The organism is Rhodanobacter hydrolyticus (assembly GCF_044904645.1).
The window spans coordinates 2786513-2799193 of sequence record NZ_JADIKK010000008.1 but is presented as its reverse complement, the minus strand read 5'-3'; the positions used below and the strand labels follow the sequence as shown (position 1 = coordinate 2799193).

Below are 12681 nucleotides of genomic sequence, written 5' to 3'. Positions count from 1 at the left end.
GCGGCCCCGCGGCAACCCGCCTACACTTCCACTCAGGGGAATCACCGGGAAGGCGTCATGGACGCAGAGCATCGCAAACCGCAAGCCACCAACGCGACGGACGGTCCTGTCCGCCCTCGTTGGCCCGCGCGCACCCAGCGACTGCTCAACGTGATCGGCCCGCAATGCGCGCAATGGCTGGAACCCGCACTGCAACAGTGCCTGGATCGCTTCGACAAGGAGCTCTACCAGATGGCCGAGCATGCGCGCAGCCATGCTTCCCAGCAGCAGTACATCGACAGCCGTGCGCAGTTGCAGATGCAACGCCCGGCGTTCATGCAGGCCTATGCCAACCATCTGCGCGACGGCTTCGCACATCTGGGCGAAGTCGAGGAAGGCGCGGGCGCGGGCGCGAGCAGCGTGCACCAGCCACTGCGGTTGCTTGAACGCAGCGAACACGAATTGGTTGCTGCACTGGAAAAACTCGCCGCCCGCGGCGAAGCGCACCATGGCCAGCTGCTGACCGAGCTCTCCTATCGTTTTGCCGTGCTGGTCGGCGCCGCGCCGCTGGAAGGGAAGGCCTTGCCGATCGGACCGGCCGGCCTCGCCGATGCATTGCGTATCGCCATCGGCACGCTGGATCTGCCGTCGGAGCACCGGCAACTGCTGCTGCAGAACTTCGAGCAGGCGCTCATCGTTGCAGCGGAACCGCTGTACACGGTGGTCAATGCGCTGCTGCTGGACGACGGCCTGCTGCCGCAACTGCGCCCGTACGCGCCCCCTCGCACCACGCCCGGCGCGCGCTCCGCGGCAGCCGAAACACCTGCTGCCGCCGCCGTCGCGGGATCGGAAAGCCCTGGCGCACCGCAGGCGCCCATCACCGTGCTGGAGACCCTGCGCGACCTGCTTTCCCAGCGCCGCACCGCTGGCGGCGGTGGCGTCGTCGCGGGACAGGCTGCTTCGCCGGAGGAGCTGCAGACAGCGCTGGGCGCCTTGCAGCAGCATCTGGCCCAGGTCACCGACAACGCCAGCCGCGAATTGCGCAGCGCCCAGCGCCTGCGCGAAGAACTCCTGCTGCAGCTCAATGCCGGCAAGCCCGCAGGTGCCGCGCCCACCCAGCTCAGCCCCGAGCAGGACGACACCGTGGAGCTGGTGGCGATGCTGTTCGAACAGATCGGCAAGCAGTTGCACGAAGGCCAGCACGCACACTCCGTGCTCGGGGATCTGCAACTGCCGATGCTGCGCCTCGCCGTCACCGACCGCGACTTCTTCGACAAGCGCGAACACCCCGCGCGGCGCCTGCTAGGCGTGGTGGCCGACGCCGCCAACGACTGGCTCGACGGCACCGACGGCGATGCCGACCAGCAGCTCACCGTGCGGCTCAACCAACTGGTCGAACGCGCGCGCAAGGAACCGCCCAGTGCCGGCCTCTACACCAGCCTGCTGGCCGACATCGAGCACCACCTGGCCCAGTTGAACCGCCGCGCGCAAGCCTCCGAACGCCGCCACGTCGAAGCCATGCAAGGTCGCGAGCGGCTGGATCTCGCTCGCCATCGCGCCAACGAACTGCTGGCCGAACGCTACGCCCAGAATCCGCCGCGCGGCCTGCTGCGTACCCTGCTAGACCGCGCCTGGTCCGACGTGCTGGCACTCGCCGTGTTGCAACACGGCGAAGACAGTCCCGCCTTCGCGCAACGCCTGCGTGTCACCGACGAACTGCTGGGTCGCCTGCCCACGGACGACCCCGGCCTGCTGCGCCTCGAGGTGCAAGCCGGCCTGCAACAGATCGGCATGCACGCCGAGGAAGCCAGCCAGGTGGCGCTGCGCCTGATCGGCGAAGGCGAGATCGAGCCGATTGCCGCGCCGCCTCGATCCACGCCGCCTGCAACTACGGCAGCGTCTGCCGCCATGCCGTCTGCCGTCATACCGTCATCGCCGGATGGCGTTGCCGCCGCCGGGAGCGCCCCCGTCGCGGAGGCCCCTGCTCCCGCCGCCATAGCGCCTGTCGTGACAGCAGCCCCGCCCGCCGCCGCGGAATTGCCCAGCGCCACCGACCTCGCGCTGCGCCTCAAGCAACGCCAGCGGCTGGGCGAATCGCCGCAGGGCAAACCGGCTTCGGCGAACGACGATGACAAGGAGCCACCGCTGGGCCCGCAGGAAGCACGCATCCACAACCGTCTGCGCCAGCTGCCCTACGGCAGCTGGTTCGAATTCACCGACCTGGACACCGGCAAGACCAGCCGGCGCAAGCTGGCCTGGTTTTCGCCGGTCACTGGCAAGAGTCTGTTCATCACCCGCCGCGGCCAGCGCAGCGAGGAAATGAACCTGCGCGAGCTGGCGCGCGCCATGGCCAGTGGCGCGGTGCGCGAGCTGCCGCAGCAATCCGACGGCCTGCTTGATCGTGCCTGGCACTCGCTCACCGGCAGCCTGCTGCGCAACGCCAAACCTTCCCCGGCAAAGACGCCCGGAGCCCGCCCATGAGCACGCGCGACCAGCGCCGCGCGCCGCGCAAGCCGGTCGATGCCGGCATCGTGGCCATCGACATGATCGCCGAACAGCCGCTTGGCAATCTGTGCAACGTCTCCGCCAGCGGCCTGCTGTTGATCGGCAGCCGCGAGCCGCGCAGCGAAGGCATCTACCAGGTGCGCATCGCGCTGCCCCATGCCGGCGGCCACGTTGAACTCGGCCTGCAGGAACAATGGCACGAACCTGCCGCCAGTCCCGGCCAGTTCTGGGCCGGCTACCGCATCATCGCGGTCGGCAACAGCCACAGCGAACTGCTGGGACGCTGGCTGAAGCAGGCCTGAGACTTCAGCTTCACCCTGCCCTGGCCGGCCTCCGTCACCACAGATACAACTGCAGCGAAGACTCCGTGGGCCGGGGTGGAATGTTCGCGAGCAGGGCTCGGTGTTCGGGGAAATTCGCGGCGCTGCGTTCCAGCAGGTTATCGATGGCCGCGAGGTTGTGCCGCAACTTGCCGCGGGACGTGGCCTCCGTTCCCGGCATGCCCGGGAACAGCCCCACGCCGGCGAGCAGGCAGTACCACGACATGACCGGATAGCCACGGCCATAGCTGCCCTGCTGCAGGCCGCCCGCGATGGGACGGCTGGACAGCCACGTGCGCAGCAGGCGCTGCAGCGGTTGCGACAGGTTGATGTTGGCGGCGTTGGCGCGCCAGTAGTCGGAGTCCGTGCGCGTGTTGGTCTTGTAGTGCGTGACGACGTAGTCGCGCGTGCCTTCGAAGCGGTCATTGATCGCGTCGTTGAAGGCATCTTGCGCACGCTCGCTCAGGTCGCCCTGCTCCAGTGCCTTCACCAGCATGGATGCCGTGCGCTGCACGAACAGCAGGGCGGTGGCTTCCAGCGGTTCGATGAAGCCCTGCGACAAGCCGATCGCCACACAGTTGCGGTTCCAGTGTTTGGTGACGCGTCCCACGCGCATGCGCAGGTGGCGCGCCGGCGTAGGGTCGTCGAGCAGGCCCAGGTGCTTGCGCATCTCGGTTTCCGCTTCGTCCGGCGAGCAATGTGCGGTGCTGTACACATAACCATTGCCCTGGCGATGCGCGAGCGGGATCTTCCATATCCAGCCGTGGCGCAGCGCGGTGGACACGGTTTCGCCCATCAGCGGGCGCTCGCGGTAGCCATCGGCAGGCGAAGGCATGGCGACCGCCGCGTCGTTGAACAGGTTTTCCGCGAACGACACGTACGGCGTCTTCAGCGCCTTGCCGATCAGCAGCGAGGCGAAGCCGGTGCAGTCCACGAAGAAATCCGCTTCCAGCGTCTCGTCGCCGTCCAATTGCAATGCAGCGATATCGCCCTGCTCGTTCAGGCGCACGTCGTGCACGTGGCGGGTGAGATGGCGCACGCCGCGTTCCACCGCCTTCTTGCCGAGGAAGGCGCCGAGCATGGTCGAGTCGAAGTGGTAGGCGTACCACACGTCGAAGGGGAAATCGTGCCGCGGCCGCGGCCCCAGTCCCTTGCTCGCCAGCCGGTTGGCGATGAAGTAGCGGTCGGGATGGGCTTCCACATCCTCGCCTTCCAGCCGGCGATGCACGTTGTCGATGAACTGCGTCATCGTCATGTTGTCGAGCATCGACGCGAACGGGTGAAAGTAGCTTTCGTAGCCCGGTTTGGTGCTCCAGCCGTCGAAGCGGATACCGGCTTTGTAGGTCGCGTTGCAGGCGGGCATCCATTCCGACTCCTCGATGCCCAGCCCGTCGAAGAAGCCACGCAACCACGGCGTCGAGCCTTCGCCCACGCCGATGATGCCCACCTGCGGCGATTCCAGCACCGTCACCTGCAGCCGCGGGCCGTAGTCGGAGTTGGCGAGCAGCAGTGCCGCCATCCAGCCGGCCGTGCCGCCGCCGACCACCACGATGCGCTTCACCGGCGGCTCGGCCTCCGTGCGCGGGCCAGGAGCATAAGGCGTGATGTTCTCGTTGAAGACGGTGGCGACGTCGGCCATGGGCGGGTTACCGGCGGAGTGGGCAAGGTGAAACGTCGGAGGAAGCCTGAACAACCCCCTTAGCGTAAGGCCTGCGCATGCCCAGTGCAGCGGCCGGCAGCGATTCCGTCGCGCGCTACACTCGCAGGCCGCCATCCCCACGCCGGAATCCGCATGAACGCGCCGCTCGCCTCCCTTTACCCAGCGCACCTCGCCGCCTTGCGCACGCGCGCCGACCGGGCGCTTGAGTTGGGCGGCTTCGACCACCTGCTGATCGCCGCGGGCACGCCACCCGGCAAATTCCTCGACGACCAGGACTACCCATTCGTCGCCAACCCGCATTTCAAGCATTGGCTGCCGCTCACCGATGCGCCGGGTAGTTGGATCGCCTACACGCCAGGCATGAAACCGAAGCTGGTCTTCGTACAGCCGCGCGACTACTGGCATGTGGCGCCGCAGACGCCGCACGGTTACTGGGTGGAGCACTTCGACATCGCCACCGTGCGCAGCGCCGGGGAGGCCGTGGCCCAACTGCCGAAAGGTCGCAACGCGGTGATCGCGACCGCTTGCCCCGCCATCGATGGCGTGACGATCAACAATCCGCAGCCCGTGCTCGACTACCTGCACTGGCATCGCTCGTACAAGACGCCCTACGAACTGGCGCTGATGCGCGAGGCCAGCCGCATCGGCGCCCGCGCGCACCGCGCGGCGGAGGCCGCGTTCCGCGCGGGCGAAAGCGAGTTCGGCATCCACCTGGCCTACCTCGCCGCTGCGCGGCAGATCGATGCCGAGCTGCCCTATGCCAGCATCGTCGGCCTCAACGAACACGGCGCGGTACTGCACTACATGCACTTCGACCGCACGCCGCCGGCCGAGCACCGCTCCTTCCTGATCGATGCCGGCGCCAGTTGCGCCGGCTACGCCAGTGACATCACGCGCACCTATGCCGCTGCTGGCCATGGCGGCTTCCAGGCGCTGATCGACAGCATGGACGCCGCTCAGCAAAGCTTCGCGGCCAAGGTGCGCCCGGGCCAGAGTTATCCCGAACTGCACCTCCATGCCCACCATGCCATCGCCGACGTGCTGCGCGAGCACGGCTTCATCCGCATGAGCGCGGGAAGCGCGGTGGAATCCGGCGTCACCAGCGCATTCTTCCCGCACGGGCTTGGCCATTCCATCGGCTTGCAGGTGCACGACGTGGCCGGCTTCCAGCAAGACGAACGCGGCGGCAATATCCCGCGCCCGGACGGCCATCCGTATCTGCGCATGACGCGCACGCTGGAGCCGGGCATGGTGGTGACCATCGAACCCGGCCTGTACTTCATCGACATGCTGCTGGCCGAGCTGCGCGACAAGCCCGTTGCCGCCGACATCGACTGGGCCACGGTGGACGCCTTCCGCCCCTATGGCGGCATCCGCATCGAGGACGACGTGGCCTGCACCGACGGTGCGCCGGAGAATCTCACGCGCGACGCGTTCGCCCGGCCCGACTGAATACCGGGTCGGCGTCGGCGATGGCGCTGTTGCTGATGCCGTAGCCCACCGCGGCTCTGACCGCATTGGCCGCCACCGTCTGCGCGCTACAGCTTGGGCTTCACGTCGTGCCGAGACTGGTGGCCGCCAGACTATCAAATGCCATCGTCACGACTCCCCTCGTGTCTGACCCTGTCACGATGACCGTGCTGCCGAACCTGCGACTGGCAGGTATGGCAGCCCCCAGCCACCTTGTCGTCCTGGTTGAGCGGCTGGCTGTCGCCGAGCGCCTGGTCAACGTTTATGGCAAAAGTGCCGGATAGCCTGCAGACCCTGATGCTTGGGTCGCGCCCGCCTCAACGTCGGGCCAGCAACGCCTCGATCTCCACCGGTTCCTTGGGCACACCGGCGCTGAGCACCTCGTGCCCGTCGCGCGTCACCGCCACGTCGTCTTCGATGCGGATGCCGATGCCGCGCCAGCGTTCGTCCACGCTGGCCTCGTCGGGCGGCACGTAGATGCCGGGTTCCACCGTCACCACCATGCCCGGCTCCAGCAGGCGCGAGGCGCCGTCAATGCGGTAGTCGCCCACGTCGTGCACGTCGAGGCCCAGCCAGTGACCGGTCTTGGCCGGGAAGTAGCGCTGGTAGCTGCCAGTGGCAATCGCCGCATCCGCATCGTCGCGCAACAACCCAAGTGCACACAGGCCTTCGGCGATCACCCGCACCGCGGCATGGTGCGCGGCGTCGAACGGCCGGCCGGGCCGCACTTCATCGATGGCGGCGAGTTGCGCGGCCAGCACCACTTCGTACAGCGCACGCTGCTCGCGGCTGTAGCGACCGTTGACCGGAATGGTGCGACTTATGTCGCTGGCATAGCAGTCCAGCTCGGCACCGGCATCGATCAGCAGCAGGTCGCCGCCGGCCAGCCGCGCACGGTTGTGCTGATAGTGCATCACGCAAGCGTTGCTGCCGGCCGCGACGATGGGCGTGAACGCGGGCACCGCACCGCGGCTGCGCATGGCGTGCAGCAACTCGGCTTCCACCTCGTATTCGTGGCGTCCCTGCAAGGCGCAACGCCACGCGGCGAGATGCGCTTCGCCGGCGATGCCGGCGGCGGCGCGCATCAGCTTGAGTTCGGCGCGCGACTTGTACAGGCGCAGATCGTGCAGCAGATGGCCCAGCGCCACGAATTCCTTGGGCACCACGCCGCCGCCGCGCAATTGGCGCAAGCGGCGCATCCAGCCCAGCAGCTGCGCGTCGAACAGGGGCTCGCGGCCGAAATGGCAGTACACGCGCGCTCTGCCCTCGATCATGCCGGGCAGGATGTCGTCGATGTCTTCGATGGGAAAGGCGTCGTCCATGCCGTAGTCGGCCACTGCACGTTCGGTGCCGATGGACGGGCCATGCCAGCGCGCCTGCTCGGCATCGGGCTCGCGGCAGAACAACACCGCCTCGCCGTGCAGACGGCCGGGCAGCAACGCCAGCACCGCGTCGGGCTCGGGGAAGCCGGCGAGGTAATGGAAGTCCGAGTCCTGCCGGTACGGCCAGGTGGCGTCGGCGTTGCGCAAGCGCTCGGGGGCGGCGGCCACCAGCAGCACCGCCTCCTCGCCCGCCATCGCCATCAACTGGCGGCGGCGACGCGCGAACTCCTCGCCCGCGATGGCGGAAGGCACGCCGCGATCAGGCGCAGCGTTCAATGCAACCGATCGCTGCCGGACTGGCCGCGGCCAGCGGATTCGGTGTACAGCAACAGCGCGCCCACGCGCAGGAATTCCTGCACCTCGATCAGCGCATCCTCGTCCTCCGCGCTGTCACCGAAATCGAAGGACGAAGCGGCGACGGTGCCGAAATCGCGCAGCACTTCTTGTGCGTCGTCCGACAGCTTCGCGTGCGGCCCGGTGCCGGCAAGGCCGAAGCCGCCGAGGAAGCCGCGACACCAGTCCACCACCGCCTCGGCGCGCTCGTCCAGCGGGCGGTCCCCGTCCGGTAGCAGCGGTTCGAAACCGAGGTCGGGATCGGCCAGCGCGTCGCGGCACTGCCGCAGCAAGGCGTCCAACGTGGCCTGGTCGGCGGGCGATGGCGCGACATCTTCGACGCCTTCCAGCTCCAGCGCGGCGAGCAGCTTGCCGCCGTTGGAGCTGGCGCCGCCGGCGAGGTAACCGCACAGCGAGCCGTGCAGTTCGCTGGCGTCCACGCCCAGCCGCAGGCGTACGATCAGCGCATCCAACTGGTCATGGCTGAGCGGTTCATTGGCCGACATGGCAGGGTTCCCTGGGAGCGAATGTTCATTCTACGCCACGCCCGTTTCGGCGACGGCGTACTGTTATAGTTCGGCGCATGAACCCCGCCGAATCCACCTCGCCCGATCCCGTGCAGATTGAACTGGAAGCGCTTGGCCGCCAGGTCGATCGTCTGCTCGACACCGTGCGCCGGCTCAGCGAGGAGAACCGCAGCCTGCGGCACAGCCAGGAACAGTTGTCGGGTGAACGTGCCAGCCTGCTCGCCCGCAACGAACAGGCGCGCAGCCGCGTCGAGGCAATGATCCAGCGACTGAAGTCGCTCGAAAGCAATGGCTGAAGCAATGACTACACCCGGCAGCAATGACCCGGTCGCACTGCGGCTGATCGACCGCGAATTCCTGATCGCCTGCGCGCCGGAAGAGCGCGAGGGACTGATCGAAGCCGCCGCCCTGCTCGACCGCAAGATGCGCGAATTGCGCGCCAATGCCCGTGCACCCAGCTTCGAGCGCCTCGCCGTACTTGCTGCGGTGAGCATGACCCACGAACTGCTGGCGCTGCGCAAACAGCAGGGCGGCGACGGCCAGCAGACAGCGCACCGCCTTGCCGCGATGCGGCAGCGATTGGAGTTCGCGCTGGAAAATACCGACACGCTGCACCGCGAAACGGTGGCGGATTTGTTCCCGAAAGCCTAAAATCGGTTCCGGCGTTTTCTGCGGTGTGCGCCGGCACACTCTTACATTTGCCTTGTTCCTAAATACGGCCCCGGGTCGGCTTTTCATCGGTCGTTGTGCATGTCCGCCGCGTGCGGAAAGCCTTGAGGCCATGTCGCCCTCCCACCTGATCCATCGTGGATCAAGGTCGTTTGGTGGGCAGCGGCATCGCGGTTGACGCCACCTCTTCCACGCCCCGTTCGTCGTTCGATGGACGGGGCGTTTTTCGATGGAGAAGCCCCATGGACTCCGCCGTCCGTCGCCACGAACTGCGCCAGCAACTGGCCGAACGTCGCCGCGCCTTGCCGCCGCCGGCGCGCATGGCCGCCGCGCAGGGGCTGCGCCGCTCGCTGGAGCAGCTGCCCGAATACCTTACCGACGTGCGCGTAGCCGGCTACTGGGCTACCGGCGGCGAGTTGCCGCTGAATCTGGTCATCCCGCCGCTGGCCGCACGCGGCCAGCGCTTCCTGTTGCCTCTACTCGCCAAGGGCAAGGAACTGCACTTCGCGCCGTGGCGCGATGGCGATGCGGTGGCGCCGAACCGCTACGGCATCCCCGAGCCGGTGGCGCCGCGCGAATGGTTCGCGCCGTTCCAGCTCGACCTGGTGCTGGTGCCACTGCTGGCCTTCGACCGCCGCGGCCACCGTCTCGGCCACGGCGGCGGCTACTACGACCGCAGCTTCGCCTTCCTCAAGGACCAGGCGCGTCCCACCGAGCCGCTGCTGGTGGGCGTGGCCTACGACTTCCAGGAAGTCGAACAGCTCGATGCGGAACCGTGGGACGTGCCGCTGGACTACGTCGCCACCGACCGCGAACTGATCGACTGCCATGCCACGGAGCCTGCCGCATGAAGAACCACTGGCTGATGAAGTCCGAGCCGGACGCCTTCTCCATCGACGACCTCAAGCGCAAGAAGCACGAAGCCTGGGACGGTGTGCGCAACTACCAGGCGCGCAACTACATGCGCGACGGCATGCGCGTGGGCGACAAGGTGTTCTTCTACCACTCCAACTGCGCCGAACCCGGCATCGTGGGCATCGCCGAAGTCGCCACCGACGCCTACCCAGACCCCAGCCAGTTCGACCCAAAGAGCAAGTATTTCGATGCCGGCAGCTCGCGCGACAACCCGCGCTGGATGCTGGTTGACGTGAAGTTCGTGAAGAAGCTCAAGCGCACCATCACGCTGAAGGAGCTGCAGGCCGACCCCGAGCTGGACGGCATGGTGCTGGTACGCAAGGGCAGCCGTCTGTCGGTGCAGCCGGTCGAAGCCGCGCATTGGCAGCACATCCTCACGCTCGAATGAGCCCCGACCTTTTCATCCTTGCCGGAACACCCGCATGAACAACCCGAACGAAAAACAACTGGCCGGCGAAGCCGCGCTGCGCTACGTGGAAGACGGCGCCATCGTGGGCGTAGGCACCGGCAGCACGGTGGCGTTCTTCATCGATGCGCTGGCCGGCATGAAGGACCGTATCAAAGGTGCGGTGTCCAGCTCCGAGCAGTCCACCGCGCGCATGAAGCAGCACGGCATCGAAGTGTTCGACCTCAACGCCACTGGCCCGATCGGCATCTACATCGACGGCGCCGACGAGTGCGATCCGCACAAGCGCCTGATCAAGGGCGGCGGCGCGGCGCTGACCCGCGAGAAGATCGTGGCGGCGGCGGCGCAGAAGTTCGTCTGCATCATCGATTCCAGCAAGCGCGTGGACGTGCTGGGCAAGTTCCCGCTGCCGATCGAGGTGATCCCGATGGCGCGCAGTCTGGTCAGCCGCGAGATCGTGAAGCTGGGCGGTCAGCCGGTGTGGCGCGACGGCGTGACCACCGACAACGGCAACTGGATCATCGACGTGCACGGCTGGCGCATCACCGACCCGGTGGGACTGGAGCAACAACTCAACCAGCTCGCCGGCGTTGTCACCGTGGGTCTGTTCGCGCAGCGGCCGGCGGATGTGGTGCTGGTGGGTGACAAGGAAATCTGAAGCGGCCTCTACCCATCCCGCACCGCAGCGACGACGTTTGCCCAAGCCGCACCGCCGCCGGATCCCGGCCTTCGCTGGGATGAGGAGCGCGGTAGCCCACAGTTTCCAGAGGCGGTGCCGCGTGACCGCATTGCGGCCCGTGTCGGCTGGAGTCAATCCAACGTCCTCGACGCCGCTCGCTCGTAGTTCCGGCGGATGGAACCCGGCCATTTCTCTTGGTCACTTCTCTGGCTACTTCTCTTTAGCTTTCGCGCATCTCGCCTCTCGGACCGACTGCCGTTCGCCATCGCTGCTGCGGTGGCGTTGGCCAGCCATGAGAGGTGGCTGGAGCGAGCGCCGGCAGGCGACAGAGACCGCTTTGAAACTTGCGGCAGTGCAAAGCCCGTCGCTCCGCAAGAGCCGAGGATTCAGGCAAAACGAAACGCCGAGGCAAGTCCGGACTCTCACCCGAGCCTTTTCGGGAAGGGAGAGGACTGCCAGCAACCTCAGTAACCAGGCGCCAGAATCCCCGTCAAAGGTTTCCCCTCCGCATCATCAAACCGGATGTGCAGCAAGCGCGCGATGGTGGGCGCCACATCCACATTGTGGAACGCGGGAATCTCCACGCCCTTGCCCTGAATACCCGTCCCTGCGGCAATGAAGATGGCTTGCATCAGCGGCTCCGAATTCGGATAACCGTGCGCGCCCCCCTGCAGCGTGGGCGCGTCGTATTGCGTGGCGTATTTGTCGTCGAATTCGTAATCGTTCGCCGGGTAGAGCAGGAGATCGGGCGCCTGATCGCTCGTCGCCGGCACCGGCCAACCCATCTTCGCCGCCGCGTCGGGCGTCAGCGCCGCGCGGATGCCGGCCTTGCCCGCGAACAGTTTCTTCAATGCCTGCCGCGAGTCATCGGTGGCGTTCTTCTGGAACACCAAGGCAAAGCCTCCCTCAGGTATGGCAAATGCCGGCCGGTTTGCCGTACTGGCCTGCAAGCCGGCCTCGCGCAGCGGCACATTGGGATTCAGCAGGTGGTGCACGCTCTCCTGGCCGTGGTCCGAGACGATGACGAAGGTGGTGTTGTCGAGCTCGCCCGCCGCGCGCACGGCGTCGATCACTTCCTTCACGCGGTCGTCGAGAAAGGCGATGGTGTTGCGCCCCGCGTTGTTGCCGTAGCCGGTCTCATGCTCGATGCTGTCCAGCGCAAGCAGGTGCAACAGCAGCAGGTCGGGATGATGCCTGCGGATGATGTCCACCGCCGCATTCGTGTACATGCGGTCGCGCCAGGCCTGCGAGGGTTCGCCGAACTGCATCAGCTGGGCGCGCGTGACGATCCCCTGCTTCACCAGATCCTGCTCGATCGCACCATCGGGATTCGGCTTTTCCGGGAATCGCCAGTCGATGGTGGGGGCGTCCATGATGGCCACCCAGTCCACCTCGGCCGTGACCAGGCCGGCTGCGTGCGCGGCGTCGTACACGGTGGGCACGGCAACCAGTTTCGACTTGGCCGCATTCATGTCGATGTGCGGCGGCGTGCTTTCGCGCTGCCCCACGATCAGGCCGTTGACCAGCACATGGTGCAGGCTGGCGTTGTCGCCGGTGACCATGGCGGTGTGGTTGGGCCAGGTGATGGTTGGGTTGATCGGCTGCATCGAAGCGGCGTGCACACCCTGTTGCATCAATGCATGCAGGGTGGGCGCCGGCAGCTCGGGTTCGCGCAGGCTCTGCGCCCCGAAGGCATCGAGGCTGATCACCACCACCTTGGGTCGCGGCGTATCCGTCGCGTGCACGCTTGGCGACAAGGCGGCGATGCTTGCCGCCAGCGTCGCCGCAGCCAGGAGGCGCCACCCGGTGATGTCTGAACTCATATTCCAACCTCCT

The 12681-nt window shown here is 67.1% G+C and carries 13 protein-coding genes and 1 other RNA gene; 10 read left to right on the top strand and 4 right to left on the bottom strand.

Annotated elements, in window-relative coordinates:
- Positions 1-57: 57 nt before the first annotated feature.
- The gene (locus ISP25_RS15155; RefSeq protein WP_404615062.1) at positions 58-2460 is read left to right on the top strand and encodes a DUF1631 family protein; all 2403 of its coding nucleotides are present in this window, start codon (positions 58-60) and stop codon (positions 2458-2460) included.
- Positions 2457-2786 carry a PilZ domain-containing protein gene (locus tag ISP25_RS15150; RefSeq protein WP_192157927.1) on the top strand — a complete coding sequence of 110 codons (330 nt, stop codon included), beginning with the start codon at positions 2457-2459 and terminating at the stop codon, positions 2784-2786. Before ISP25_RS15155 ends, ISP25_RS15150 begins: the two co-directional genes overlap by 4 nt.
- Before the next feature lie 34 nt (positions 2787-2820).
- Here ISP25_RS15150 and ISP25_RS15145 read toward each other — a convergent pair whose 3' ends face one another.
- Entirely contained in the window at positions 2821-4443 is a 1623-nt protein-coding gene (locus ISP25_RS15145) for a tryptophan halogenase family protein (RefSeq protein WP_404615060.1), read from the bottom strand.
- A gap of 153 nt (positions 4444-4596) precedes the next feature.
- On the opposite strand from ISP25_RS15145, the gene pepQ reads away from it, so the two are divergent.
- Positions 4597-5916, top strand: a complete 1320-nt coding sequence (pepQ, locus tag ISP25_RS15140) for a Xaa-Pro dipeptidase (protein WP_404615058.1) — start codon at positions 4597-4599, stop codon at positions 5914-5916.
- A 161-nt stretch (positions 5917-6077) separates the two neighbouring features.
- Positions 6078-6218, top strand: coding sequence for a hypothetical protein (locus ISP25_RS15135; RefSeq protein WP_404615056.1), 141 nt, complete (start codon positions 6078-6080; stop codon positions 6216-6218).
- 33 nt (positions 6219-6251) lie between these two features.
- Here ISP25_RS15135 and ISP25_RS15130 read toward each other — a convergent pair whose 3' ends face one another.
- Together ISP25_RS15130 and ISP25_RS15125 are read right to left on the bottom strand one after the other, a co-directional pair.
- Positions 6252-7568 carry an aminopeptidase P N-terminal domain-containing protein gene (locus tag ISP25_RS15130; RefSeq protein ID WP_404615055.1) on the bottom strand — a complete coding sequence of 439 codons (1317 nt, stop codon included), beginning with the start codon at positions 7566-7568 and terminating at the stop codon, positions 6252-6254.
- Positions 7569-7588: 20 nt separating this feature from the next.
- Positions 7589-8155, bottom strand: coding sequence for a UPF0149 family protein (locus tag ISP25_RS15125; RefSeq protein WP_404615053.1), 567 nt, complete (start codon positions 8153-8155; stop codon positions 7589-7591).
- 77 nt (positions 8156-8232) lie between these two features.
- Between ISP25_RS15125 and ISP25_RS15120 the strand changes: the two genes are divergently transcribed.
- From ISP25_RS15120 to rpiA, 6 genes are all read left to right on the top strand, one after another.
- Positions 8233-8472 carry a TIGR02449 family protein gene (locus tag ISP25_RS15120; RefSeq protein ID WP_192157915.1) on the top strand — a complete coding sequence of 80 codons (240 nt, stop codon included), beginning with the start codon at positions 8233-8235 and terminating at the stop codon, positions 8470-8472.
- 4 nt (positions 8473-8476) lie between these two features.
- Entirely contained in the window at positions 8477-8827 is a 351-nt protein-coding gene (locus ISP25_RS15115) for a cell division protein ZapA (RefSeq protein WP_192157913.1), read from the top strand.
- A 12-nt stretch (positions 8828-8839) separates the two neighbouring features.
- Positions 8840-9026, top strand: a non-coding RNA gene (gene ssrS, locus ISP25_RS15110) — 6S RNA.
- A 61-nt stretch (positions 9027-9087) separates the two neighbouring features.
- Positions 9088-9696, top strand: a complete 609-nt coding sequence (locus ISP25_RS15105) for a 5-formyltetrahydrofolate cyclo-ligase (protein WP_404615051.1) — start codon at positions 9088-9090, stop codon at positions 9694-9696.
- Positions 9693-10148 carry an EVE domain-containing protein gene (locus tag ISP25_RS15100; protein ID WP_192157909.1) on the top strand — a complete coding sequence of 152 codons (456 nt, stop codon included), beginning with the start codon at positions 9693-9695 and terminating at the stop codon, positions 10146-10148. Before ISP25_RS15105 ends, ISP25_RS15100 begins: the two co-directional genes overlap by 4 nt.
- A gap of 34 nt (positions 10149-10182) precedes the next feature.
- Complete coding sequence (gene rpiA, locus ISP25_RS15095) at positions 10183-10824, top strand: ribose-5-phosphate isomerase RpiA (protein WP_192157908.1); 642 nt, start codon at positions 10183-10185, stop codon at positions 10822-10824.
- Between the two features lie 485 nt (positions 10825-11309).
- Here the strand turns inward: rpiA and ISP25_RS15090 are convergent, their stop codons facing one another.
- Positions 11310-12668: an alkaline phosphatase family protein gene (locus ISP25_RS15090; RefSeq protein ID WP_404615048.1), complete on the bottom strand. Its 1359-nt coding sequence runs from the start codon at positions 12666-12668 to the stop codon at positions 11310-11312.
- Positions 12669-12681 lie beyond the last annotated feature (13 nt).